This window comes from Streptomyces sp. NBC_00637 (assembly GCF_045161545.1).
In the GTDB taxonomy this organism is placed as follows: Bacteria; Actinomycetota; Actinomycetes; order Streptomycetales; family Streptomycetaceae; genus Streptomyces.
Genome location: NZ_CP109046.1, coordinates 1799157 through 1823318, shown reverse-complemented (window position 1 = coordinate 1823318; position 24162 = coordinate 1799157). Strand labels below are relative to the sequence as shown.

Annotated in this window: 21 protein-coding genes; 7 read left to right on the top strand and 14 right to left on the bottom strand. The window is 68.7% G+C overall.

The features are described from left to right. The first annotated feature begins 199 nt into the window (after positions 1 to 199). Positions 200 to 1612, top strand: coding sequence for an RICIN domain-containing protein (locus OG440_RS07765; protein WP_406006093.1), 1413 nt, complete (start codon positions 200 to 202; stop codon positions 1610 to 1612). A 6-nt stretch (positions 1613 to 1618) separates the two neighbouring features. On the opposite strand, the gene OG440_RS07760 is transcribed toward OG440_RS07765, so the two are convergent. After that, positions 1619 to 3301, bottom strand: coding sequence for a rhamnogalacturonan lyase B N-terminal domain-containing protein (locus tag OG440_RS07760; protein WP_406006092.1), 1683 nt, complete (start codon positions 3299 to 3301; stop codon positions 1619 to 1621). A gap of 191 nt (positions 3302 to 3492) precedes the next feature. Here OG440_RS07760 and OG440_RS07755 point away from each other — a divergent pair, with 191 nt between their 5' ends. After that, positions 3493 to 4539: a rhamnogalacturonan acetylesterase gene (locus tag OG440_RS07755; RefSeq protein ID WP_406006091.1), complete on the top strand. Its 1047-nt coding sequence runs from the start codon at positions 3493 to 3495 to the stop codon at positions 4537 to 4539. Between the two features lie 90 nt (positions 4540 to 4629). Further along, a complete protein-coding gene (locus OG440_RS07750) occupies positions 4630 to 6381 on the top strand; it encodes a DUF2264 domain-containing protein (protein WP_406006090.1) in 1752 nt (583 codons plus the stop codon). Here OG440_RS07750 and OG440_RS07745 read toward each other — a convergent pair. Next, positions 6326 to 7711 (bottom strand): hypothetical protein, encoded by a 1386-nt coding sequence (locus OG440_RS07745; RefSeq protein WP_406006089.1) that lies wholly within the window; start codon positions 7709 to 7711, stop codon positions 6326 to 6328. The two genes, OG440_RS07750 and OG440_RS07745, sit on opposite strands and share 56 nt — an antisense overlap. 213 nt (positions 7712 to 7924) lie before the next feature. On the opposite strand from OG440_RS07745, the gene OG440_RS07740 reads away from it, so the two are divergent. After that, positions 7925 to 8296, top strand: a complete 372-nt coding sequence (locus OG440_RS07740; protein ID WP_406006088.1) for a VOC family protein — start codon at positions 7925 to 7927, stop codon at positions 8294 to 8296. 295 nt (positions 8297 to 8591) lie between these two features. Continuing rightward, on the top strand, positions 8592 to 9419 hold the full coding sequence (locus OG440_RS07735) for an isocitrate lyase/phosphoenolpyruvate mutase family protein (protein ID WP_406006087.1): 828 nt from the start codon (positions 8592 to 8594) through the stop codon (positions 9417 to 9419). A gap of 5 nt (positions 9420 to 9424) precedes the next feature. Here OG440_RS07735 and OG440_RS07730 read toward each other — a convergent pair whose 3' ends face one another. Further along, positions 9425 to 10030, bottom strand: coding sequence for a TetR/AcrR family transcriptional regulator (locus OG440_RS07730; RefSeq protein ID WP_406006086.1), 606 nt, complete (start codon positions 10028 to 10030; stop codon positions 9425 to 9427). A 382-nt stretch (positions 10031 to 10412) separates the two neighbouring features. Between OG440_RS07730 and OG440_RS07725 the strand changes: the two genes are divergently transcribed. Further along, positions 10413 to 11117 (top strand): CatB-related O-acetyltransferase, encoded by a 705-nt coding sequence (locus OG440_RS07725; RefSeq protein WP_406006085.1) that lies wholly within the window; start codon positions 10413 to 10415, stop codon positions 11115 to 11117. A 23-nt stretch (positions 11118 to 11140) separates the two neighbouring features. Here OG440_RS07725 and OG440_RS07720 read toward each other — a convergent pair whose 3' ends face one another. The 11 genes from OG440_RS07720 to OG440_RS07670 all read right to left on the bottom strand — a co-directional run bounded on the left by OG440_RS07720 (position 11141) and on the right by OG440_RS07670 (position 22482). Beyond that, positions 11141 to 12469, bottom strand: coding sequence for a jacalin-like lectin (locus tag OG440_RS07720; protein WP_406006084.1), 1329 nt, complete (start codon positions 12467 to 12469; stop codon positions 11141 to 11143). A 223-nt stretch (positions 12470 to 12692) separates the two neighbouring features. Beyond that, positions 12693 to 13160 (bottom strand): hypothetical protein, encoded by a 468-nt coding sequence (locus OG440_RS07715; protein WP_406006083.1) that lies wholly within the window; start codon positions 13158 to 13160, stop codon positions 12693 to 12695. A gap of 98 nt (positions 13161 to 13258) precedes the next feature. Next, positions 13259 to 14059, bottom strand: a complete 801-nt coding sequence (locus OG440_RS07710) for an ABC transporter permease (protein WP_406006082.1) — start codon at positions 14057 to 14059, stop codon at positions 13259 to 13261. Between the two features lie 5 nt (positions 14060 to 14064). After that, positions 14065 to 14868: an ABC transporter permease gene (locus OG440_RS07705; RefSeq protein ID WP_406006081.1), complete on the bottom strand. Its 804-nt coding sequence runs from the start codon at positions 14866 to 14868 to the stop codon at positions 14065 to 14067. After that, positions 14868 to 15863 (bottom strand): ATP-binding cassette domain-containing protein, encoded by a 996-nt coding sequence (locus OG440_RS07700; protein ID WP_406006080.1) that lies wholly within the window; start codon positions 15861 to 15863, stop codon positions 14868 to 14870. Before OG440_RS07700 ends, OG440_RS07705 begins: the two co-directional genes overlap by 1 nt. 422 nt (positions 15864 to 16285) lie before the next feature. After that, positions 16286 to 17182: a carbohydrate ABC transporter permease gene (locus OG440_RS07695; protein ID WP_406006079.1), complete on the bottom strand. Its 897-nt coding sequence runs from the start codon at positions 17180 to 17182 to the stop codon at positions 16286 to 16288. Then, positions 17179 to 18144 (bottom strand): carbohydrate ABC transporter permease, encoded by a 966-nt coding sequence (locus OG440_RS07690; RefSeq protein ID WP_406006078.1) that lies wholly within the window; start codon positions 18142 to 18144, stop codon positions 17179 to 17181. Before OG440_RS07690 ends, OG440_RS07695 begins: the two co-directional genes overlap by 4 nt. Positions 18145 to 18164: 20 nt before the next feature. After that, positions 18165 to 19430, bottom strand: coding sequence for an ABC transporter substrate-binding protein (locus OG440_RS07685; RefSeq protein ID WP_406006077.1), 1266 nt, complete (start codon positions 19428 to 19430; stop codon positions 18165 to 18167). A 282-nt stretch (positions 19431 to 19712) separates the two neighbouring features. Then, the gene (locus OG440_RS07680; RefSeq protein WP_406006076.1) at positions 19713 to 19838 is read right to left on the bottom strand and encodes a hypothetical protein; all 126 of its coding nucleotides are present in this window, start codon (positions 19836 to 19838) and stop codon (positions 19713 to 19715) included. Next, a complete protein-coding gene (locus tag OG440_RS07675) occupies positions 19835 to 21088 on the bottom strand; it encodes an ROK family transcriptional regulator (RefSeq protein ID WP_406006075.1) in 1254 nt (417 codons plus the stop codon). The genes OG440_RS07680 and OG440_RS07675 overlap by 4 nt, the downstream gene beginning before the upstream one ends. A 149-nt stretch (positions 21089 to 21237) precedes the next feature. Next, positions 21238 to 22482, bottom strand: a complete 1245-nt coding sequence (locus tag OG440_RS07670; protein WP_406006074.1) for an FAD-binding protein — start codon at positions 22480 to 22482, stop codon at positions 21238 to 21240. 147 nt (positions 22483 to 22629) lie between these two features. On the opposite strand from OG440_RS07670, the gene OG440_RS07665 reads away from it, so the two are divergent. Further along, a complete protein-coding gene (locus OG440_RS07665; RefSeq protein ID WP_403864696.1) occupies positions 22630 to 23949 on the top strand; it encodes a radical SAM protein in 1320 nt (439 codons plus the stop codon). Positions 23950 to 24162: the final 213 nt, after the last annotated feature.

Here is a 24162-nt window from a genome sequence, read left to right as displayed (position 1 = left end):
GCCCCCTCTCTCCGTGGCGGGCGAGCCGCCTCCACCCGCCGGCCGGCGTTCGTGATCAGCCGGACCGGATTCCGCCTCGACGGCGACCCGTCGAACGACCCCAGCCGCCACACCCGGAGACAGGCCGTCGGCCCGCATCCGGACGGCGCCCCCGAGCTCGGCGACCCCGTCGCCGATACCGTGAAGGAGAGTGCGTGAGATGAGACGTGCGTACACGACCCTGCTCGCCCTCTGTCTCGTGCTGATCGGTGCCCTCGCGACCGCGGGACCCGTCCAGGCGGCACCCGTGACGATCGCCAACGGCACGCAGTTCACCGACAGTTCGGGCAACCCCGTACACGCCCATGGCGGCGGGGTTCTCAAAGTCGGCTCCTACTACTACTGGTTCGGCGAGGACCGCAACGCCGACAACACCTTCCGGTACGTGGACGCCTACCGCTCCACGGATCTGCGGAACTGGGAGTTCCGTAACCACGTCCTGACCCAGTCGAGCGACCCCGAGTTGGCCACGGCCAACATCGAGCGCCCGAAGGTCATGTACAACGCGTCCACCGGCAAGTTCGTGATGTGGATGCACAAGGAGAACGGCACCGACTACAGCGAGGCCCGAGCCGCCGTCGCCGTGTCGGACACCGTCGACGGCAACTACACCTGGCAGGGCAGCTTCCGCCCGCTCGACCAGCACATGTCCCGCGACATCACGGTCTTCGTGGACACCGACGGCGCCGGGTACATGATCTCGGCCGCGCGCGAGAACTACGACCTCCAGATCTACCGGCTCACCGCCGACTACACCGGTATCGCAAGCCTGGTCGCCGACCCCTGGCACGGCGGCCACCGCGAGGCGCCGGCACTGTTCAAGCGGGGCGGCGTCTACTTCATGCTCACCTCCGCCGCGACCGGCTGGAACCCCAACCAGCAGCAGTACGCCACGGCGACCTCGCTCGCCGGTCCCTGGTCGGCCATGACGAACGTCGGTGACTCCACGGCGTACGGCTCGCAGACCGCATACGTGCTGCCCGTCCAGGGCACCTCCGGAACCTCGTACCTCTACCTGGGCGACCGTTGGGGCAACTCCTTCGCCGGAACGGTCAACGACTCCCGTTACGTCTGGTTGCCGCTGACCTTCCCCACGAGCACCTCGCTGTCGATGTCCTGGACCCCCGAGGTCACCGTCGACACAGCGGCTGGGACGGTTACCGGAACAAGCGCCACGTACAACACACTCATCGCCCGGCACAGCGGAAAGTGCGCGGATGTCACGAGTCAGTCCCTCTGGGCGGGCGCGCAGATCAAGCAGTACGACTGCAACGGCGGTAACAACCAGAAGTACTGGTTCAAGTCCGTCGGAAGCGGTTACTACCAGTTGGTCGTCAGAAACAGTTCCCTGTGCGTGCAGGAGAACGCGAGCACGGTCAGTCAGGAGAACTGCGGTGCGACGGTCACCGCTCAGCAGTGGTCGCTGACGACCTCGGGCAGCTACGTCACCGTCAAGTCCCGCGCGAGCGGCGAGTGTCTGGACGTGAACGGCGCGTCCACCGCCAACGCCGCCGCCCTCATCACCTACACGTGCAACGGAGGGACCAACCAGCAGTGGACGCGCGGGACCTGACCTACGTCAGGCGAGGAGGTCGATCGCGTCGATCGACGTGCCCGCGCTGAGATAGGAGGTCGTTCCCGAACCGCTCACCACGTTGATCTTCAGCACGTTGTACTGCCCGGTGTCCGTGAGCCACGCGCTCGCCGGGACGCTGTAGGTGAACGTGTAGTTGTTGCCCCGGTAGGACCCGTTGGTGAGGGACCGGGTGCTCGGCTGGGTGGGCGGGGAGGGGATGGCCGACGTCCAGGTGTCGTTCACGACCACTTGCGGCCGGCCGTTGGCGTAGGCCGTCGTCACGCCGATACGCAGGGTGTGCGCTGCGGCGGCCTGGGCCGCGGTCAGCTTGAAGTACACGAGCAGTCCGCTGTTGACGTCCTTCCAGATGTAGCAGGGGAAGGCCGAGGTCTCGCTGCCACTGCCGATCACCACGTTGCCGGTCCAGGTGGCGGCCCGGACGTCCGACGGGTGCGCGTAGGTCATCAGGTCGGCGTTCTTGAAGCCGCTCGGCGTGCCGGTCCAGTCGTTGATCCGCCAGATCGCGCCCGCGTTGCCCGGGTCGTTGGAGGACGGGATCGCGATCGAGTTGAGGGTGGTCGTGCCGCCTGCGGATACGGTCACCTGCGTACTGTATACAGCCAGTTCGCTCTTGTGGACGGTCAGCGTGTAGGTCCCCGGCAGCACCCCGGCGATCGAGAAGTAGCCGTCGGACGACCGCGCCGAACCCCAGTACTGTGCGGCCGAGTTGGCGAGTCCGACCGTGTACGGGTACGCCGTGTTGCGTCCCGTGATGCCGACCCCGGCGACCCGCCCCCGACCGCTCGCCGCGACATAGCCGGAGATGCCGAGCGAGTCCGCCCACGAGGTGGTCAGGGTGCCCGGGAACAGCGACGAAGAGGGGGCGCCGCCGTCCGTGAAGGCGATGACGTAGGGGCCCTGGAGACCGAAACGCTGCTCCTCGGTCTGGTTCTGGCCGTAGTACAGGATCTCGTACAGGCCGCCGCCGTCGGCGCTCTGGTGGCGCAGGAGAGAGCGGTAGAAGGGGCCGCCCGAGGCCTTCTCGTGGTTGCTGCGCACGATCCAGAGCCCGACGTTGCCGGTCGTCCAGCCGATGTAGGCGTAGTCGATGACGCGCAGCTTGGAGTAGTGCTTGGACCGGGTCTGGCCGTCGGACTTCGCGAAGACGTCGGAGGCCTCGACGGTGCTGGTCGTGTACGTGTAGGAGTCGGGCTCGTCGTTCAGGAACAAGCCCGCCTTGACGCGCACGATGTAACGGGTTGCCGAAACGGACGTGTCGGCCTTGTTGGTCCACAGGTAGACGTTGTTCTCGCCACTGCGGGCCGCGTAGTAGTGCTTCAGCGTGCCGTGCGTGACCGAGATCAGGATCGTCGAGCCGGACTGCGCGATCGTGACGGTGGAACCGCCCAGGCCCGACTCGATGTGCGAGTTCATGCCGCCGTAGCCCTGGTACTCGGTTCCCCGGTAGGCCAGCGAGGTGAGGTCGCCGGTGGATTTGCTGACCTTGAAGACCAGGTTGGCTCCGGTGTCGACGACGTAGTTCGAGCCGTCGTCGGTGTAGCCGAAGGCCGCTGCGGCAGCCGGTACGGCGAGCGGCCCGGCCAGGGCGGCCGAACCTGCTGTGGCCGCGCTGCCGAGGACGAAGGTGCGGCGTCGGATCGGCCGGTGGCTCTCGGATCCGGACATGGGGGTGCCTCCTTCGGGAGGTGTGGGGGTGCGGGTGCCTGAGAGAGTGACAGTTGAATCGATTGCGCGAAAGGGCTTTCACTAGCTGGAGGTCGGCAATCTTGCGAAATTCGTCTCAGGCCTAGAAAGCGCTTGCCAGAGACGGTACGGTCCAGCCGCCAGCCCCTGTTGCCGTGACGGAGGAGCCGCAAGTGAGACGTTTCAACATCGCCGTACTGGCGGCGATGACCCTGACCGCCGGTCTGACGGCGGTACCCGCCGCCCAGGCGCACGGCGGCCACGCATCCCTCGGCATCGACAACTGCACCGCGAACACGTGCCACTTCGACGTCCAGCCCGGCACGTACGACGTCGAGGTCGTCCTCGGGGACGACGCGGAGTCGAGTACCGGCATCAGCGGCGAGACCCGGCGCGCCCTGCTGCCGGAGACCGTCGCCCCCGCCGGCGGACGGGTCGTCCGCAGCTTCACGGTGGACGTGCGCACCCCTGAAGGAGAGCCGACGGGTGCGGTCGGAACAGCCGGTCTCGATCTGGCGATAGGCGGCTCGGCGCCGGCCCTGACCGACATCAGGGTCTCGCGGGCCCGGCACGCACGGCAGGTCTTCCTGGTCGGTGACTCCACGGTGTGCGACCAGCCGGCGGACCCGTACACCGGGTGGGGTCAGCAGTTGCCGCAGTACCTGCGCAGAGGAGTCTCGGTCGCCAACTACGCCGATTCGGGGGAGAGTACGGTCACCTATCTGGGGAACCCGCAGCTCTGGGCCACGGTGCAGCCGCTGATCCGGCACGGCGACCTCGTCCTGGTCCAACTCGCGCACAACGACAAGACGACCGACGAGGCGACGTACCGGGCGAATCTCGAGACACTGGTGGCGGGAGTGAGGGAGAAGGGCGGTCAGCCGGTCCTGGTGACTCCCATCGTGCGACGCTGGTTCAATGCCGACGGCACGCTGAACAACGGAACGGCACTGCTGGTCAACGGACTTGGCGTGGACCACCCGGCGGTGATCCGCTCGGTCGCCGCCGCGCAGGAGGTCCCGTTGATCGATCTCACCGCCAAGACCAAGGCGCTGGTGGAGTCCCTGGGTGTCGAGGGCTCCAAGGCGCTCTATCTCTACAACGAGAAACGCGACAACACGCACACCTCCGTGTACGGAGCAACGGTCTACGCGGGCCTGGTCCGCGACGAACTCGTCGCCCGGCATCTGGTGCCGAAGGGCATCGTCCGGGTGGGATGAACGCCTGGGGGCGCCCCGACCGGAACCGGGACGCCCCCAGGTCCTGGCCACCCCGGACTCCGCACCGGTCGCGAAGGAAAGAAACAGCAGATGCACCTGCCCCCGCCCGACCTCGCCCGTAGCCCCCGCACCGGCTACACCCGCGCCCACTGGGAGGCCGCCGCCGACGCGCTGCTGGCCGCGGTGGAGCCGTACGCCACCGAGGATCGCGCTCTCTACCACTTTCCCGGAGACCGGGAGAGCTGGTCGGGCCGCCTCTCCGACGGCCTGGAAGGGTACGCCCGCACGTTGCTGCTGGCGGCCTTCCGCCGTGACGAGAGGGCGCTGGAACGTTACGCAACCGGTCTCGCGGCCGGTGTCAGCGGCGTCTGGCCCCGCATCGAGGACCGCGGTCAGCCCCTCGTCGAGGCCGCGTCGATCGCCCTCGCCCTGCGCCTGACCCGTCCGCTGCTCTGGGACCGCTTGGACGACGGCGTGCGGCAGCGTGCCGCGGCCTGGCTCGGCGACGCGCTGACCGCCGAGGCCTGGCCCTGCAACTGGGAGTTGTTCCCGGTGACGGTAGGCGGTTTCCTGGAGTCTGTCGGACATGAGCCGGAGGCCGCTCGCAAGGCGATCGACCGCGGGCTGGACCGCATCGAGCAGTGGTACGTCGCCGACGGCTGGTACAGCGACGGAGCCGGCCGGGCCTTCGACTACTACAACGGCTGGGCGATGCACCTCTACCCGGTACTGCACGCCTGGCTGGCCGACGACCCCGGCCTGCTCGCCCTCTACGGCGGTCGGCTCAGGACCCATCTCGACGACTACGCACGCCTGTTCGGCGGTGACGGCGCCCCGGTGCACCAGGGCCGTTCCCTCACCTACCGCTTCGCCACCACCGCCCCCCTGTGGCTCGGCGCCCTGACCGGCCACACCCCACTGCCCTCCGGCGAGACCCGCCGCCTGGCCTCGGGCGCGCTGAAGTACTTCCTGGAACGGGACGCGGTCGACGAGCACGGCGTGCTGACCCTGGGGTGGCACGGCCCTGACGCGTCGGTCCTCCAGGGCTACTCGGGACCGGCCTCCCCCTACTGGGCGAGCAAGGGGTTCCTCGGCCTGCTGATTCCACCGGAACACGAGGTGTGGACGGCTACGGAGCAGGCGGGACCGACCGAACGGCAGAACGCGGTTACCCCACTTGCCGCTCCCAACTGGCTTGTGCAGTCGACCAGTTCCGACGGGCTGGTCCGGTTGCACAACCACGGCAGTGAGGACGTCCGCTACGACCCGTACTACACACGCTTCGCGTATTCCACGGTCACCCGGCCGCTCGACGCGCCACCGGACAACGTCGTGAGCGTCGGCGGCGACCCGCGTCGCGAGGGCATCGTCCCGCTCGGGGCGGGGGAGGACTGGGCGGCCTCCCGATACGTGCTGAGCTCCGGCGCCCACGTCACCAGCCTGGTAGTGGCCGAGGGCGCGGTGGAGGTGCGTGCCCACCTGGTGGCCGGCGCGGAGCCGGGAACCGAAGTGGACATCACGGGCTGGGTACCGGTGGAGGGCGGGGACGAGCGGGCGGAGCTGGTCCCCGTGCACGGACTCGCGGACACGTCCCCCCTGTCGGGTGCCGTGGACGAAGGACCGGCGACTCTCTTCGTCGCGCTGGCCCGCCTCACGGCCGAGGCGGATCCTCCGCCCCTCCGCGAACTGGTGTCCGTGGAGGTACGGAGGGTGGATGCCGACATCGCTCACGTCGCGTACGACCTGAGCGTCCGGCGACCGACGGGTTCGGAACGTCACTTTCGCTTCACGGCTTCAGACGGGCGATCCGCAACGTCGTCGTGGTCGGTGAAGCCCCGGTGAGCGCCGTGGCGTAGGACGGCGTCGCGGGGGCGTACGCCCAGGTCAGCGTTCCGTCCTTGAGGACCGCGAGGTCGCCGGTGATGCGCGTGCTCACGACCTTGTCGGGGCTCTGGACCTTGCCGTTCCAGTCGACGAGTCGGAAGTGGGTGCCCGTGAAGGTGCCCGTGCAGGTGCCCCTCGCGCACTTGGCGCCTTCGAGGGACTCCCAGGAGACAAGGAGGCGGTCCTCGCCGTACGGGGCGACATGGACGTTGACGTTCTCCGTGCCGACCGCGCTGGTGAGATAGACGGCCTTGCCGGGACCGGAGTTGCGGTTCTTCATGAACGCCAGCGCGACCTGGTGGGTGCTCGTCGCCGGTTTCACCGTCCAGCCGCGGCCGCTGGAGTCGTCCGGGTTCTTCTTGGCCGAGGCGGCGCCGCGGGAGGCGAAAGCGGTTGCGTAACGGCCGGCGGACGACTTCACGAGGTCACCGGAGCGGCCGGGGAAGGTGCCGCCGCAGTATCCGGCCCAGCACTGCTCGCGCCGCACCACGGGGGCGGTGTCCGGGGCCCCGATCCCGGTCGAGACGAACAGCCCTGAGCGCCAGTCGTCGAAGCACAGGGAGGTGAAGGCGCCGGAAGTCTCGGCGTGCAGGGCGATGCCCTCGTTGTGGCTGCAACCCCAGCTCCAGCCCCCGGTGAGCTTCGCCCCCTTGGCACTCGGGTACGCCATCTTGTCCCCGTAGTGCCCGTCGGCGAAGCCGCCGGCTCCGTGCACGACGAAGTAGGCGCCGTACTTCGTGCCGTTCCAGGTGAGCTGCCCGTCGAGCAGCGGCGCGGTGTCGTGGGAAGCGGTTCCGGTGAGTTTCGTGAGGAAGGTCCGCTTGCCACTCGTGTAGCGGACGATCGCCGCCGCTGTTTCCTTCCACTTGTTCGTGTCGGCGACTCGAGTGAGCAGTGCGAAACCGTTGTCGTGCGCGACCAGACCGCCGACCTCCTTGGCGCTCTTGACGACGGTGTCGGCGCCCGAGCGCTTGCCGGCGGCGGTGAGCGGGGTGACGTGGACGCCGTCCGCCGCCGGCCAGGCGACGCGGAGCGTGCCGTTCGGGGCCACCGCGGTCGTCGTCCGCGTCCACTCCCGGGAGTTGTTGTAACCGGCCGCCAGATAGGGGAACTTGGCGGTGAGCGTGACGGCCGTGGTGGTGGGGGTGAGGTTCGGGGAGGTCGTCGCGGCCCCGGCCGTGCCCCACCAGGCACCGGCGAGCACCGCGGCCGCCGCGAGGCCGCCGATCACGGGCTTGCGGGCCGCGCGCATACGGCGGTGGCGCGTCGTGCGTCGTGCGGATGTCATGGCCGGTGGTCGCCGCCGGCCGGCAAAAAGGTTGCCGTTCCGCCCGGACGCGGAAGGTGCCGTCGTGGCGGATGGGGTGCGGATGTGGTCACGGCGGCCCGCCACCGAGCCGACACGGAGGACGTGGCGCTGGCGGCGCCCCTCCCTGCGCACGTGCTGGGGACAGGGAATTCTCCGTTGCCCCGTGTGACCGGAGTGCAGAAGAATCCGCGTATGACTTCTGTACTCCGTCACGTCACGATCGACAGCTCCGATGCCTACGCCCTCGGCACCTTCTGGTCCCAGGCGCTCGGCCAACCGCTCCACGAGGAGGACAAGCCGGGCGACGAGGAGGCGTTGATCGAGGCAGCGGGCATGCTCTTCGTCACCGTCCCGGAGGCCAAGAGCCAGAAGAACCGTATTCATTTCGATCTCCAGCCGCAGGACCGTACCCGCGAGGAGGAGGTCGAGCGTCTCCTCATCCTCGGCGCCACCTTGGTCGACGACCGCCGTAGGCCCGACGGCACGGGCTGGGTGGTCCTGGCGGACCCGGAGGGCAACGAGTTCTGCGTGGAGCGCAGCGCCGGCGAGCGGGCCGCGGGCTGAGGACGAAACAGCAGGGCAGGAAACGGACAGGCCGGCAACGACCTGCCGACAACCACCTGGTGGGCAACGATCTGGCCGGCAGGGCAGGAGCGAGCCGGTGAAGGGAAGCGTGCGGGGCACGGTTCATCGGCAGCGTTCGCCGGAAGCAGTCTCGCGGAACCGCGGAAACAGTCCCGCTGAAGCAATCTCGCGGTAATGGGCCTGCGGAAACGGCTCCTGGAAACTGATCAGCCGGGAGGGTTCGGCGGGGACGGTTCGGCGGGGGCCTAAAGGACCTGCCCCTAGCGTGGACTGCATGCGTGCACCCGGGTCGACCTCGAACCCTTTCGCCGACCTCCACCACCTCGACAGCCCGCTCCTCCTGCCCAACGCCTGGGACCATGCCAGCGCGATGGCCATGACGGGAAAGGGTTTCCGGGCGATCGGCACGACGAGTCTCGCGGTGGCGGCTGCGGTGGGACTACCGGACGGCGCAGCGGCGACTCGCGACGAAACGCTGGGGCTCGCGATGATTCTGGGCTCGCAACCGTTCCTTCTCTCGGTCGACGCGGAAAGCGGTTTCAGCGACGATCCCGACGACGTGGGCGAGTTCGCCCGTCAGCTTGCGGCGGTGGGCGCGGTCGGTATCAACCTGGAGGATGCTCTGGGGCCGGTCGACCGGCACGCCGCGAAGATCGCCGCAGTCAAGACTGCCGCGCCGAGCCTCTTCGTCAACGCCCGCACGGACACGTACTGGCTCGACGGACACGGGCGCCACGGCGAACACGTCGAAAGCGGTGTACGCAACGGAGCAGAAACGCTGTCCCGCCTCGACGCCTATCAACAGGCGGGCGCGGACGGGGTCTTCGTCCCGGGCCTGACCGATGTGCGCGAGATCGCCGCCCTCGTCGCACGACTGGACGTCCCCCTCAACATCCTCTATTCGCCGACCGGGCCCACGGTCACCCAACTCGGCGACCTGGGGGTGAGCCGCGTCAGCCTCGGTTCGCTTCTGTACCGGCGAGCCATGGGGGCGGCGCTCGAAACGCTGGACGAGATCCGTGGCGGACGTAGGCCGGGCGGCTGTACGCCGACGTACGAGGACATCCAGAAGATGGGCGCTGACGTGAAACGCCATGCCTGACGGCGTCAGTTGACGGCGTCGCCGACGCCCGTCTCCCGGGGCCAGTGGGTCAGAGCCATGTGGAGGGCCTCGATCGCCTTGTCCCACGACCGCTGCACGTCCCGGGGCGCGCCGAAGCCGCCGCCGGCCTCCAGCGCGCAGTACCCGTGAAAGGTGCTGCGCAGCAGGCGGACGGCGTCGGTGAGGTCGGGTTCGGTGAGCCCGTAGGCGCGGAGCATCCCGTAGGTGATCTCGGCGGTCCGCCGTGGAGCGGTGGATTCGGCGGCCAGCTCCCGGTCGACCTCCTGATCGAGCTGGATCTGGGTGGCGGCGTACCGGCCCGGATGCCCGAGGGCGTACTCCCGATACGCGCCGGCGAAAGCGACCAGCGCCTCCTTGCCTGCGAGTCCCACGACGGCCACGGCAATTCGGTCGATCATCTCACCGCCGACCAGCAGCGCGAGCCTTGTCCGTAGTTCCCGGAGGTTTCTGACGTGCGAGTACAAGCTCGCGTCCTTGACCCCGAACCGGCGGGCCAGCGCCGAAATGCTGACGTTGTCGAAACCGACTTCGTCGGCAAGCTCCGCGGCGGCTTCGACCAGGCGGTCGGTGGTGAGGCCGACTCGTGGCATGGGGACCGCCTTGTGTGCGCTCGGACCTGGAGGTATCAGGCAGGATCCTAAGGGTTGCGCAGGTGAGACAGGGGGACGGGTGTGTGGAGAGTCCACCCCGGGCCCGAACCCGAGCCCAACGCCCAACCCGAGGCCAAAGCCCCGAGCCCCAAGAGCTCGGACAGCTCAGCCCTGAGCCCAGCCCTGATCCCGGGGCCGCAGAATCGCTCTGTAACGGCTTTCCTGCTCAGCCGGGCCAGGAAATGACGAGCATCGGACCGTACGGGCTGCGAGCATGAGCGGCACACGGACCGCGGTGTCCGGATCCGGTGCCGAGACCGGGCGCCCACCCGGTCGCCGAAGCGCGATCGCCGGCCCCCGAACCCCCACAAGGAGGCATCGCATGCCCGTGCCCGCCGACCCCACCGTCCTGCACCCCATGCCCGAGCAGCCGCGGGTCGTGCTGCTCAAGGCGCTGGTGAAGTCCCCGCTGATCGAAGTCGGGGAGTACACGTACTACGACGATCCTGACGACGCCACCGCGTTCGAGACGCGCAACGTGCTCTACCACTACGGTCCGGAGAAGCTGGTCATCGGCAGGTTCTGCGCGTTGGGGACCGGAGTGCGGTTCCTCATGAACGGCGCCAACCACCGCATGGACGGCCCCTCCACCTTCCCCTTCCCCACCATGGGCGGTTCCTGGTCCGCACACTTCGACCTGCTCACCGGCCTGCCGAACCGCGGGGACACCGTGGTCGGTAACGACGTGTGGTTCGGTTACGGCGCGATGGTGATGCCCGGTGTCCGGATCGGGCACGGCGCGATCATCGGCGCGGGTTCCGTGGTCACCGCCGACGTGCCCGACTACGGGATCGTCGGCGGCAACCCGGCCCGTCTTCTCCGCACCCGCTTCAGCGAGACCGACGTCGCCCGGCTGCTGGCGATCGCCTGGTGGGACTGGCCCGCCGAGCACATCACCGAGCAGGTGCGCACGATCATGTCCGGCAGCGTCGACGCCCTCGAGGCCGCCGCGCCGAGCTCGGCGCCCCCGCAGGTCGCTGCCCGGGAAACCGTTTCCCCGGACACATCTACGCGCGGACCTGCCTAGCCCGCCGTCCCCGCGGACGCGGATCAGCCGATCGGCGCGTACAGCATGCCCAGCTTGTCCACCTCGTCGCCCGCGCGGCCCGTGAATCCGACGATCTGCCAGCCGGACGGGGCCGTGAAGGTGGTGGCGTCGGTCGTCGCCGTGCCGGAGGACAGGGCGCGGCCCTTGTCGGTCGTGAACGCCGCCGAGAAGATCCTGGTGCGGCCGTCCTTCTGGCCCTGTGTCAGCTTCACCGAGGTCAGGTGCTCGCCCGTCGCCAGCGTCAGGGAGGTCGCCGTGCCGCCCGTGCCTCCGTGGGTGAGCGTCGTACCGCCGTCGTGGGTCAGTGCCACCGCGTCGAGGCGGGCGCCGCCGCGCAGGGTCAGCGTGCGCGGAGCCGGGGTGGCCGGCAGGTCGTCGGCGTCGTTGAACGCGGTGCTGTGCGGGCCGCCGAAGAAGTCACTGGCCCGCAAAGTGGAGTTGAGTGTGTAGGAGAAGTCGACCGTGTGCGGGAAGTGGTCCGACAGGTTGCCGCCGGCGGAGTCCAGGAAGGACGCCCACTCGTTGTTGTAGCGGGTCGCGTTGAGGGTCAGGAGCCTGCTGCCCCGGTAGAAGACCTTGTCCACGACCTCGCAGTCGTTGGTCGGCGCGGTCGTCGGGCACAGCAGCGCGTCCGTGCCCTGGGTCGGGCGGATGCCGCCCTTCACCCGCTGGACCCACGCGTCCGTGAGACCGTTCTCGTCGGCGAGGGTGCGGATGTTGTCTCCGGCGCGGGTGTAGCGCGTGTTGGTGTCCCCCATCACGAGCACCGCGTTGCCGGACGAGTTCGCCTGGATGAAGTCCGACAGCTGCTCGATGTTGGCGCGGCGGGCGGCCAGCGCGTCGTCCGTGTCGTCCGCGTTGGTGTGCACGTTGTAGAGGTCCACGAAGACGCCTTCGGCCAACCGGACCCGGGACAGCGTGAAGCCCTTGGGCGTCAGGCAGTTGGTCCCGGTGCAGTCGTTCCACCGCACCCGCTCGAAGTCGTCGAAGGCGTAGTCCGAGAGGGTGTTGAGGCCGTCGCCTATGCCCGCGCCGCCGCTGGTCGGGGTGCGGTACGGGTGGTTGTCGCCCGCGTAGAGCGCCGCGTGGTAGTTGAAGTCCTCTTGGACGTCGACGATGTCGTACGCCGCCAACCGTGGTGAGAGCAGCGGGGTGTTGGTCGACGGGTTGCCGGAGCTGAGGCCGTCGGGCAGGCCCGCGACGTTGTACGTCAGGACGTTGAAGGTGCCGGACGCGGCGACGGTGGCCGCATGGGCAGGGGCCGCGGCGGTCGCGGTGAGACCGGTCAGGGCCAGGACGCCGGCTGCGAGAGTGCCGATGAGTCGTCTCATGTGGGGGTGTCTCCGGTGGGGGGGAAGAGCGGCGAAGGAGCTGAACAAAGCTCAGATTGGGGCCGTCCGGAGCGACACACAAGGGCACTTGAGGAAACAGTGGATACGGAGGAGAAAACGCTTGCGGTCGCCTACGGCCGTGTGCGCCGCTTGTCCTGTTCGCGTTGCTTGCGGCGCCTCCTCCGCGACCGGTTCGACCCTTCAGAGGGGGTCGGTGCCTGGCCTACGACTCCTTGAGATGCCCGACCCGGGCCCGTACGTGTCCCGGCTCCGGCTCGCCGTCGCCGCCCGCGCACCGCCACACGGCCTGCCCGTCCTCGAGAGCCGCGTGCATCCCCAACCGGTGCTCGGTGCAGACGGGCCACACCTGCCACAGGCACCCCAGCACCGTTTCCTGCGCGGCCTCGGCGACATCGGCGAGGGTGGTGCCGGCGGGTCCGACGGCCGCGGTCGAGGGGAGGTCGTTGCCGTGCCAGCGGCCGTCGGGCAGGGCGACGTACACGTGCTCGGTCGCCTGTTCGTCGTCGTCCGACTCCTCCGGCCAGACGGGCTGCGCCATCAGGCGCAGCGGGCCCGGGTCGGGCAGGAGAGCGCTCAGGTCGTGGTTGACGAGGATCAGCGCCTCGTCCCAGACCGGGTACTCGCCGGGCTCGACCATACGGACGCCGGGTGTCTCGAAGGAGTCGTACATGAGGGCCATCATGTATCAGACACCGCCTCGCCGGAACCTCGATCATCCGGGCGCTGTCCGGCCCAGCCCCATGCGGTGGTGTCCCGTCGCCGGACGTCTCATCCGTTCACGCCCGTGTAGTGCCGCAGACTCCACCGCCACAGCAGCCGCGAGCCGAGGTAGGCCAGCAGGCCCAGCAGCGGGGAGGCCGCCGCCAGCCAATAGGGGACACCGGTGCCGTGACCGTGGCCGGTCAGGACGGCGGCCGGGAAGTAGGCGACGAACGCGAGGGGAAGGCCGTACGTCAGGAGGCCGCCCACCGCCTTGGGCAGCACGTTGAGCGGGTAGCTGCCGAACGTGCCGAGGAGTTCCTCCAGCCAGCGGCCCCAGTAGTCGGCGGTCGGGAAGCGCAGAGCGGCGGAGGCGACCGCCGTGAAGAGGGCGGCCTCCAGCAGCATGCCCCCGAGCACGGCCGCGACCAGGTACGAGATCCGGCCGGCCGTCCAGTCGAGCCGACTGCGGCCGAGCGCCGCCACCATCAGACCCACCGCGACGGTCAGATCACCGATGGCGTTGGTGGGAAACGACCGCAACTGGACCTGGAGATGGACCGGCATGGGCCGCACCAGGCAGACGTCGATCTGGCCTTCCTGGATGAAGTAACCGATTCCGTGCATGCGACCCAGGAAGAGGACGAACAGGCCGTGGGCGAGCATCCGGGTCGCCGGGATGAGCAGCACGTCCGTGCTGTCCCAGCCGCCCATCCCGCTGAAGCGGGTCAGCAGCACGGTGGCGAACACGATCACCGAGACCTGCCAGACGGCGCCGATCGCGACCATCATCAGGAACTCGGAACGGTATTCCAGCTGGGCGCGGAAGTTCAGACGTGTGATGCGCCATGCGAGGCGTACGGCTTTCAAGAGCGTCAGCCTCCCTGGGAGATGACCCGCCGGGCGGCGAGGCGCCACACCAGCCGGGTGAACAGGGCCAGCACCGCCACCCAGGCGGCCTGCGCCAGCAGGGCGGGCACGGCGTCCGCCAGCGGGATGCGGCCGACGTAGAGCGACAGCGGAACGCTCAGCGTGGCCTGGAACGGCAGGAAACCGCTCAGGGTGACGAACCAGTCGGGGAAGAACCACAGCGGTGCGTACACCCCGGACATGAGGTTCTGCGCGAAGATCAGGATGAGCATCGCGGCGTTGTTGCGCAGGGTGAAGAAACACAGCTGGTCGATGGCCAGCATCACGTAGTACAGGATCCACTGGCCGAGCAGGAGGCTCAGCGCGAACACCGCGGCCACGGCGGCCGACCGGGGCGGATCCACCACGTCGGCGGCGAGGCAGACGGCGTAGCCGGTCAACGCCCAGGCCAGCCCGTACAGTTGCTCGCCCAGCGCACGCAGGGCGTAGTAGCGCTGAGGCGACAGCGGGCGCAGGTACCAGTAGACGATCGTGCCGAAGTGCATGTGCTGGATCACGGTGTCGCGGGCCGTGTACTGGTCCAACTCCCGCAGCCGCGAGGCCAGTACGGCCAGCACGGCGTAGGTGACCGCCTGGTCGCGGGTCATTCCCGCGGTGGTTCCCGTGTGGGCGTACAGGCCGTGCCAGAGGGACGCCACCAGAAGCACCTGGACGGTCAGTCGCAGCAGCGCGGCGGTCATCCGGGGTGGGGTGTGCAACTCGCCGAGCGGGGTGACCCGGGCCGTGCGCCAGGCGTGCAGGACCGCCATCAAGCATCCCCGGCCTGGACGTACGCGGCTCGCATCACGTCCTCCAACTCGGCCTCGTCGAGGGCGATGTCGCTGACCTCGTACCTTTCGATGACCGACTTCAGCGCCTGGTGGACCGTCGGGGCGCCGGGGCCGTCCGGTCCGAACACGACCCGGGATCCGTCGTGTCGCAGCACCGCGATCCCCGGCAGCGCCGCGACCTCGGCGTGCGGGTCGGTGAGGGTGGCCCGCACCTGCCAGGTCGAGCCGAACGCGCGGCGGATCTCGTCGAGGGTGCCGTCCAGGACCAGGCGTCCGTGGTTGATCAGCACCACGCGCTCGGCGAGCCGCTCGACCTCCGTCATGTCGTGCGTGGTCAACAGGACGGTCTTGCCCCGTTGTTCGACCTGGTGGCGCAGGAACTCGCGGACCTGTTCCTTCACCACCACGTCCATTCCGATGGTCGGCTCGTCGAGGAAGACGACGGGCGGGTCGTGCAGCAGGGCCGCCGCGAGGTCGCAGCGCACGCGCTGACCGAGGGAGAGGTGGCGGACGCGGGTGTCCCAGAAGGAGGAGAGGTCGAGCAGTTTGTCGAACTCTCGCAGACGCACGGTGTGTTCGGCCTTCGGAACCTCGTAGATGTCCCGCAGGATGGCGAACGACTCGCGCACCGGCAGATCCCACCACAGCTGGGTGCGCTGCCCGAACACGGCACCGATGTTGCGGGCGTTGCGTTCCCGTTCCCGGTACGGCACCACGCCGGCGACGCGTGCCTCGCCGGAGGTGGGGGTGAGGATGCCGGTGAGCATCTTGATGGTGGTGGACTTTCCGGCGCCGTTCGGGCCCAGCAGGGCGAGGAGCTCGCCCGCGGCCACGTCGAAGCTGATGCCGCAGACGGCCTGCTTGGCGACCCGCTCGGGGTTGACCAGGGAGCGCAGGCCGCCGACCAGGCCGGGTCGGCGGACGGTGGTGTGGAAGGTACGGGAGAGGTCGCGCACCTCGATGCTGCCGATCACTTGTCGAACCTCCGGTGAAGCGCGGCCGGCCGGCTGGGGGAGCCGGCCGGCCGCGGGAGACGTCATCACCGTGTCGGAATGTCGATCAGATGGTCAATCGATTAATCGACCGTCCTGAACACGCTCGGCAGGCCGACGGGTTCGGCGTTCAGTAAGGCCATGGAAGCGGGCCGGGGTCACATGACCGGACGCCGATGCCGTGCCGGCCGTCGTCTCGCACTTGCCGATCTCCCCGCCGTGCGGCCGGCCGTGGGCGCGGGGCTCCGCGCGTCGCAACGGAGCAAGAAACCGCCTTCGGAAACCTGGCTCCCGCCCCCGCTTCCCGGCGAGACGCTCCCGGCGCGGTCGACGGATGGGGTCCCCCGCCCGAGTGGGGCCGAGAGCGGGGGAGGCGCGGAAGGACATCGGTCTCCTGGGCCGGCTCAGCCCTTGATGCCGGTCTGCGCGATGCCCTGGACCAGCCAGCGTTGAAGGAAGAGGAACACGAACACCAGGGGCAGGATGGAGAACGCGGTGGCCATGAAGATCAGGTGGAAGACGACGGTCTGATTGGTCATGTAGTTGGAGAGCGCGACCTGGACGGTCCACGATCCCGGGTCCTGGCCGATGACCAGCGGCCACAGGAAGGAGTTCCAGCCGTTGATGAAGGTGATGGTCGCCATCGCCGCGAAGAAGTTCAGCGAGTTGGGCACCACGATGCGCCAGTACGCACCCCAGTAGCCCAGTCCGTCCACCCGCGCCGCCTCCTCCAGCTCCTTGGGGAACCCCAGGAAGTACTGGCGGAACAGGAAACAGGTGAAACCGCTGAACAGGCCCGGAATGATCAGACCCCGGTAGGTGTCCACCCAGCCGAGCGACGACACCAGCACGAAGCTCGGGACGAAGGTGACCGCCGTCGGGACCATCAGGGTGCCCAGGACCGCGTAGAAGACCTTGTTGGCGTGCCGGTACGGGATGCGGGCGAGACCGTAGCCCGCGAGGGAGCACACCAGCAGGACTCCGACGGTGTGCAGGGTGGCCACGACCGCGGAGTTCCACAGGGACTGGCCGAACGGCACCGTCTCGTCGGTGAACAGTTCGCTGATGTTGCCCCACTGGATGTCCGTGGGGAAGAACTTCCAGTTCTCACCGGTGATCTCGGCATCGGTGGACAGGGCGTTGCGGATCAGCAGGTAGAACGGGATCAGGAAGAGGAAGCAGGCCACACCGGTGGCGATGTAGAGGCCGGTGGAGCTCATCACACCGCCGCCGCGACCGCCGCGGCGGGGCTTGTCCGGAGAGGGCGCGGGTTCGCGTACCTCGGGCATCGTGGTGGTCACTTGGACTCGTCCCCCCTTCCGAAGCCCAGGAACTTGCCCTGGAGCAGGGTCACGGCGCAGATCAGCACGGTCAGGATGACCGCGCCCGCGCTGCCGGAACCGTAGTCCTGGCTCTCGCCCAGGGCCTTGTAGTACAGCTCGACGAGGGGCGGACGGCCCCACGTGGTCTTCGACAGGAGGTTGTAGAACTCGTCGAAGGCCTGGTAGGCGGCGATGAGCAGCAACAGGATCACCGCGGTGGACGTGGCGCGCAGCTGGGGCAGGGTGATGTAACGGAAGGTCTGCCAGCCCGGCTTGGCGCCGTCGATGGCGGCGGCCTCGTACAGCTCGCCCGGGATGTTCTGGAGCGCGGCGAGGAAAAGGATCATGTAGAAGCCGGCCTGGAGCCACAGCCGCGCGCTGACGATGACGAGCCAGTACCAGGGCGGGTTGGGGTCGGCCAGCCAGGCGATGTTCTCGATCCCGAACCAGCCGAGGACGGTGTTCATCATGCCGAAGCGGACGCCGCTGAAGATGGACATCTTCCAGATCAGCGAGGCGGCGACGTAACTGCACGCGGTCGGCAGGAAGAAGACGGAACGGAAGAACGCCCGCATGAAGCGCAGCCGGTTCACCAGCAGGGCCAGGCCCAGGGAGAGCGCCCAGGTGGTGGGCACGATGAACGCGGCGAAGAGGGTGAAGGTGCCGAGCGAACCGACGAAGTCGTCGTTCGTCAGCATGTACGTGTAGTTCTCGAAGCCGACGAACTTGTCGGGCGTGACGGTGAAGCGGGCCTCGAAGAAGCTGAGCCACAGACTCCAGAGGATCGGCGCGTAGACGAAGATCGCCAGGCCGATGAGGAACGGCCCGGTGAAGAGCCAGAAGTTGAAGGTGGGGCTGCCCCGCAGACCCCGCCGCGGCTTGGCCGAGGAGGCCTTCACCGGGGCGGGGCGCGCGACGTCGCGCGAAGTGGTCGTCGACATGTCGTGGTCCGTCCCGCGGCCTATCCGAACAGCTTCTTGAGTTCGCGGTCGACGGCCGTGTCCGCCTTGTCGAGGGCCGCTTCCGGGTCCATGTCCTTGCGGACGCAGTTGGCGAAGACGTCCTCGAGCGAGGTGCGCATGGCTTGGGTCCAGCCGATATTGTCGAAGTGCCCGAACTCGTTGAAGAGCCTGACGCCTTCGGCGGCGTTGCCCGACTTGAGCTTGGTGGCGGTCTGTGCGAGCGAGGTGCGCGGCGGAATGTGGAAGCCGAAGGACGTGGCCCAGTCCTCCTGGTACTTCTTCTGGTCGATCCACAGCCACTTGACGTATTCCTTGGCCGCCTCGACGTTCTCGCCCTTGGCGTTGACGAACATCGACCAACCACCGTTGTAGACCGACTGCTTGCCGGAGTCGATGGTCTTCGGGAACGGGAAGACCCCCCAGTCGTCGCCGAGCGCGTCCTGGATCGCCGGCATAGCCCACATGCCGCAGAACTGGATCGCGCACAGGCCCTGGTTGAGGGAGGAAGGGTCCCAGGACTCGGTCGGAGCACCGAGCAGAAGATTGCCGCTGGTGAACAGCTTGCGCATCCTCTTCAGGCCCTCGATGACACCGGGGGTGTGGTAGGCGATCTCGTTCTTCTCGGTGAGGTGGTCGGCGTTGGCCGACCAGATCATCGTGTCGATGACGTTGTGCAGGTCGTTGCCCATGTACAGGCCCTTGACCTTGCCGGTGGTGAGCTTGTCGGCGGCCTCGGCCAGTTCGTCGAGCGTGGTCGGCACGTCGACCTTGGCCTTCTCCAGCATTGACTTGCGGTAGAAGAAGAACTGCGGGTCGTCGATCATGCGGACGCCGTAGATCTTGCCGTCCACCGTGTGCGACTTGATGTCGGCGGGGTTGAAGTCGTCCTTGACCGGCGTGACGATGTCGGTCAGGTCGGCCACCTGACCGCTCTTGATGAGCTGGATCTGCGGGTGGAACTCGAAGAGGTCGGGCGCGTTCTTGGTCAGCAGCGTCGCGAAGAGCTTGCTCTCGAAGTCGGCACTGGTGATCCACTGCGTGGTCACGTCGGCCTTGTCGTAGGCCTTCGCGTACTTCTTGATCGCCTGTTCGGTGCCCGCCTCGCCGTACGCGTGGAAGTACTGCGTGAGGCCGACACCCGAACCGGACCCGCCACTGCGGCCGTTGTTGCCGCCACAGGCGGCGAGCGTACCGGCGGCGGCCATGCCCGCGGCGGCTCGGAAGAGGGACCTGCGGGACCAGTTGCTGTTGCTCATTGCCGACATGGCGACGTCCTTGTCTCGAAGTGCGGCTAAGGCGCTGTAGCTCGGCGCAGGTGGCTCAATTCCTGTCGCGGAGCGGGACGTTAACCTTCGACTAAGCCTTCGGCAAGGGGTTGGACGAAGTCTGTTCGAAGCGTTGTGTTCGGTTCGGAATGGCGAACGAGCAAGGCCTCGGCAAAGGGCGTGGAGCGGCCGCCGCAGGGGTAACGCGAGCGCGTGACACGGAGGTTGAGGAGCTTCGGGGTCAGGGCCGCCGGTCGTCGAGCAGGGGGAACTTCCGGACGGCTACTGCCTGGCCAGGACGTCGCCGGCCTCGCCGGTGCCGCTGTGGCGGATCACCGCCGTACGGTCGGCGCTCGTCCGCTCATCCGTTGTGTCGTCGTGAAGGTGGTGCGGTTCCGCACGGCTCACGCGGGCGGCGCGGTACGGCCCCTCGCACCCGCGAAAACGGCACGCTTGCCGTTTCTCTGCCCTACCGACTGCAACGCCCCTTCGAGCGCGAACGTCGCCGCCCCCAGACAGGCCGGGTCGGTGGGGATCGTCGAGAGGACGATCCGGTTGGCGGCCAGCGGACGCTTCAGCGCGTGCCGGGCGACCGCCTCCCGCACCTCCACGAGAAGGGGTTCGCCGAGCCGGGCGGCGACCCAGCTGCTCAGCACGACCACCTCGGGGTTGAGCACGTTGACCAGGTTGGCGATGCCCGCGCCGAGATAGCGGGCCGTGTCGCGCACGACCTTGACGGCGACCGGGTCGTCCGCGGCGACCCCGGCGGCCAGGGCGTCGATGGTGGCCGTCTGGTCGTCGGGGTGCAACAGCGGGCTGCGCGGGCTGAGTTCACGCAGGTTCTGCATGATGCCGGGCGCACCGACGTACGTCTCCACGCACCCGTGGTTGCCGCAGCGGCAGAGCCGTCCGTCCAGCACGAGCGTGGTGTGCCCCCACTCGCCGGCGCTGTTGCTGACGCCCCGGTGCAGAGCGCCGCCGAGGACCAGGCCGGCCCCGACTCCCGTGCCCAGGTTGACCACCACGGCGTCCCCGTGACCGCGCGCCGCCCCGAACCACAGCTCCGCGACCGCGCCGGCCCGCAGCGGATTGTCCAAGTACAGGGGATACGCGATGTGTTCGGAGAGCAGGTCGAGCAACGGCACGTCGTGCCAGTCCCAGTTGGGCGCGTACTCGGAGATGCCGGTGGCCCGGTCCACCTGGCCCGGCACGCTCACCCCGACGCCTAGCACCCGGGCCGCCTCGACCCCGGCCTGTGCGACCACGGAACCGGCGGCCGCGGCGACATGGCCGACCACCTGCTCGGGGCGGCTCTCGCCGGGCCGCATGTTCTCCTCGGCGCGGGCCAGCACGTTCAGCGCGAGGTCGAAGAGCTCGACATGGACGTACGTCTCCGCGATGTCCACGCCGATCAACGCGCCCCCCGACGCGTTGACGGCCACGAGACCCCGGGGGCGGCCCCCCGCCGAGTCCTCGAACCCGACCTCGGTGATCATGCGGAGATCGAGCAGCTCTCCGACGAGGGTGGCGACGGTCGCGAGCGAGAGACCGGTCGCGGCCGCGAGTTCCTGCCGGGAGGTGGGCGAGGCGGCGATGATCTGACGCAGCACCTCGTAGCGGTTCGCGGTGCGGATGTCACGTGATGTGCCGCGCTTCATGCAGCGTGCCCCCTCGTCCCTTCCGTGCCTCTCGGTGCCGGGCGGGCCCGCACTGCGACGGCACCGGTGCCGCGCCAGGTTATGGGCTGCCGAACCGTTCGACAAGGGGTTAGGAAAGGGGCTTTATAAAGTCACGGGCACCCGCGCACCTAGCCTGCCAGGACGTCCCGCACGAAGGCGTTGGTGAACTTCCCGGCCGGATCCAGCACCCGGGCCAGGGCCGTGAAGTCGTCGATCCGGGGGTAGCGCCCCCGCACCACGTCGGCCGGCACCTCGAACACCTTGCCCCAGTGCGGCCGCGGTTCGAAGGGCTGCAGCGCGGCTTCCACCGCCCGCACCACCGGGAGCACGGCCGCCGTGTCCTCGACCCAGGTGAAGTGCAGCGCCACCGTGTCCCGCCCGTACGAGGGGCTCAGCCACTGCTCGTCGGCGGCCACCGTACGCACCTCGCAGATCTGGAGTACGGGGGCGACCGTATGCCGGATACCGTCGATCGCATACAAAGCCTCGGTGGCATCCCGGCGCGCCAGCAGATACTCGCTCTGCAGCTCGTTCCCGCTGCTCGGGGTGAACTCCGCCCTGAAATGCGGCAGCCGCTCGTGCCACGGCCCCGGCACCCCGAACTGCTCGGTGCAGTTGACGGCCGGCATCCCCGGTACCGGATGCAGCGCCTCCATGGCCGGAGTGGCCCACGGGAAGTCGGCGAGGGGCTCGTCCGTGCGCCGCTTCAGCCACACCTGCCGGAAGCCGGGCGCGCCCCAGTCGGTGAACAGACTGACGCTGTACGCGGACCCCGCGACGGTCTCGAAGTCCAGCCCCTCCAGGGGAAGTTCGGTGAACAGATGCTGCTCGACCTCGTAACCGGGCTCGAGATCGAGGACGAGCGCGGTGACCACCCCGAGAGCGCCCAGCGAGGTGACGGCACCGTCGAAACGCCGGTCGCCGCGCCCGATGACGACGGTCGAACCGTCGGCGGTGACGATCTCCACCTCCCGTACGGCCGACGCGAGCGAGCCGTTGCCGACCCCCGACCCGTGCGTACCGGTCGCCACCGACCCGGCGACCGAGATGTGCGGCAAGGAGGCCATGTTCGGCAGCGCCAGCCCGCGCTCGTGCACGCGGCGCGCCAGCTCGGCGTACCGGACCCCGCCCGCCACCCGCACGGTCCGGGCCGACGTGTCGACGTCGACCTCCCCGGCGAGCGCGCCCAGCGACAGCAGCACCCCGTCGCCACCGGGCTCGGCGATCGCGTTGAACGAATGCCCGCTGCCCAGCACCCGCACCCGGCCGCTCCCCGCCACGAGCGAGCGGAGCGCGTCGAGAGAACGCGGACGGTGCAGCTCAGCGGCGGCGAAGGTGATGTTGCCGGCCCAGTTGGTAACGGTTTCGGTCATGCGACTGCTCGCCCCTCCCGAGGAGATCGAGAACCCGGAATTCCCAGGTGGAACCTACCCTGCCCGCAACACAGGGCCCCCGCCCCCACCTCCGCGCCGCCGGGGGCATACCGTGAGGAGTCGTACGTCCGAGCCGGGAGGACAGGGATGGACAGCCGTACCGCGCTGGTCGAGGATCTGATGGAGCGGTTTCCGCATGTTCCGCGGGAAGCCGTCTTCAAGGAGGACCTGCTGCGTGGAGGTGTGGCCTTCGATCCCTCCGCGCTGAGCGACAACGAGTCGGGCGAGGTCAAACCGAAGTCCTACTTCATCTTCTCCTTCGACCACGGCACCCTGCCCGAGCTGGGCGAGGCCGCGCTGCGTCGCCCGCCGGAGGAGATCATCCTCACGGGAGGCCCGTACGACCTGCGGCGGACGGTCGTCTCGGTCCGGGTGAATCCGTCCTCCCCGTACCGTGTCGCGGCGGACGACGAAGGTCTGCTCGGGCTCTACCTCGACGGAAAGCGCATCGCCGACGTCGGTGTGCCGCCGATGCCGGAGTACTACCGGCACAAGCTCTCCAACGGGAAGTCCGTCATGGAGGTCGCCCCCACCATCCAGTGGGGTTACCTGATCTATCTGACCGTTTTCCGGGTGTGTCAGTACTTCGGCGCCAAGGAGGAGTGCCAGTACTGCGACATCAACCACAACTGGCGCCAGCACAAGGCGGCGGGCCGGCCGTACACGGGCGTGAAGGACGTCGAGGAGGTCCTCGAGGCCCTGGAGATCATCGACCGGTACGACACCCAGAAGGCGTCCACCGCCTACACCCTCACCGGCGGCGCGATCACCAAGACCGTCGCCGGGCGGGACGAGGCCGACTTCTACGGCCACTACGCCAAGGCCATCGAGGAGCGTTTCCCGGGCCGCTGGATCGGCAAGGTCGTCGCCCAGGCGCTGCCCCGCGACGACGTGCAGCGCTTCAAGGACTACGGAGTGCAGATCTACCACCCCAACTACGAGGTGTGGGACCGCCGTCTGTTCGAGCTGTACTGCCCGGGCAAGGAGCGTTACGTCGGCCGTGACGAGTGGCACAAGCGGATCCTCGACTCGGCGGAGATCTTCGGCGCGCGCAACGTGATCCCCAACTTCGTCGCGGGGGTGGAGATGGCCGAGCCGTTCGGCTTCACCACCGTCGACGAGGCCATCGCCTCCACCACGGAGGGCCTGCGTTTCTTCATGTCGCAGGGCATCACGCCCCGTTTCACCACCTGGTGCCCGGAGCCCACCACCCCGCTGGGCAAGGCCAACCCGCAGGGTGCGCCGCTGGAGTACCACATCCGGCTGCTGGAGGCATACCGCGCCACCATGGACGAGTTCGGTCTCGCCTCGCCGCCCGGGTACGGCCAGCCCGGACCCGGCCGTGCGGTGTTCTCCGTGAGCTCCTTCATGGACAGTCTTCCGGCCGAGGACTCGGCGACCGTATAGTCCGCGCAACGATCCACGCGGCCGGGCAATCGTTTCTAGGGTACGGAGGGTTCCCGGGGTCTGAGTATTCCGGGGCCCTGAGGTTCCAGGGCCCGTGGGGTCGAGCAGTTCCGAACGTCTCGGAAACCGGTGTCGAAACTCTGCGCCGGTGTTGAGCACAGGGCGGTCCGCGTCCGTAATAGAGACCGGAGTACCGGGCGCGGCCGCCTTCTC

What these genes read in the sequence shown, in the direction of transcription:
- OG440_RS07705 (WP_406006081.1), bottom strand. Translation starts at nt 14,868, where the DNA reads ATGGCGGTCCTGCACGCCTGGCGCACGGCCCGGGTCACCCCGCTCGGC.
- OG440_RS07765 (WP_406006093.1), top strand. Translation starts at nt 200, where the DNA reads ATGAGACGTGCGTACACGACCCTGCTCGCCCTCTGTCTCGTGCTGATC.
- OG440_RS07745 (WP_406006089.1), bottom strand. Translation starts at nt 7,711, where the DNA reads ATGACATCCGCACGACGCACGACGCGCCACCGCCGTATGCGCGCGGCC.
- OG440_RS07720 (WP_406006084.1), bottom strand. Translation starts at nt 12,469, where the DNA reads ATGAGACGACTCATCGGCACTCTCGCAGCCGGCGTCCTGGCCCTGACC.
- OG440_RS07740 (WP_406006088.1), top strand. Translation starts at nt 7,925, where the DNA reads ATGACTTCTGTACTCCGTCACGTCACGATCGACAGCTCCGATGCCTAC.
- OG440_RS07725 (WP_406006085.1), top strand. Translation starts at nt 10,413, where the DNA reads ATGCCCGTGCCCGCCGACCCCACCGTCCTGCACCCCATGCCCGAGCAG.
- OG440_RS07760 (WP_406006092.1), bottom strand. Translation starts at nt 3,301, where the DNA reads ATGTCCGGATCCGAGAGCCACCGGCCGATCCGACGCCGCACCTTCGTC.
- OG440_RS07735 (WP_406006087.1), top strand. Translation starts at nt 8,592, where the DNA reads ATGCGTGCACCCGGGTCGACCTCGAACCCTTTCGCCGACCTCCACCAC.
- OG440_RS07750 (WP_406006090.1), top strand. Translation starts at nt 4,630, where the DNA reads ATGCACCTGCCCCCGCCCGACCTCGCCCGTAGCCCCCGCACCGGCTAC.
- OG440_RS07690 (WP_406006078.1), bottom strand. Translation starts at nt 18,144, where the DNA reads ATGTCGACGACCACTTCGCGCGACGTCGCGCGCCCCGCCCCGGTGAAG.
- OG440_RS07670 (WP_406006074.1), bottom strand. Translation starts at nt 22,482, where the DNA reads ATGACCGAAACCGTTACCAACTGGGCCGGCAACATCACCTTCGCCGCC.
- OG440_RS07715 (WP_406006083.1), bottom strand. Translation starts at nt 13,160, where the DNA reads ATGTACGACTCCTTCGAGACACCCGGCGTCCGTATGGTCGAGCCCGGC.
- OG440_RS07685 (WP_406006077.1), bottom strand. Translation starts at nt 19,430, where the DNA reads ATGTCGGCAATGAGCAACAGCAACTGGTCCCGCAGGTCCCTCTTCCGA.
- OG440_RS07675 (WP_406006075.1), bottom strand. Translation starts at nt 21,088, where the DNA reads ATGAAGCGCGGCACATCACGTGACATCCGCACCGCGAACCGCTACGAG.
- OG440_RS07665 (WP_403864696.1), top strand. Translation starts at nt 22,630, where the DNA reads ATGGACAGCCGTACCGCGCTGGTCGAGGATCTGATGGAGCGGTTTCCG.
- OG440_RS07730 (WP_406006086.1), bottom strand. Translation starts at nt 10,030, where the DNA reads ATGCCACGAGTCGGCCTCACCACCGACCGCCTGGTCGAAGCCGCCGCG.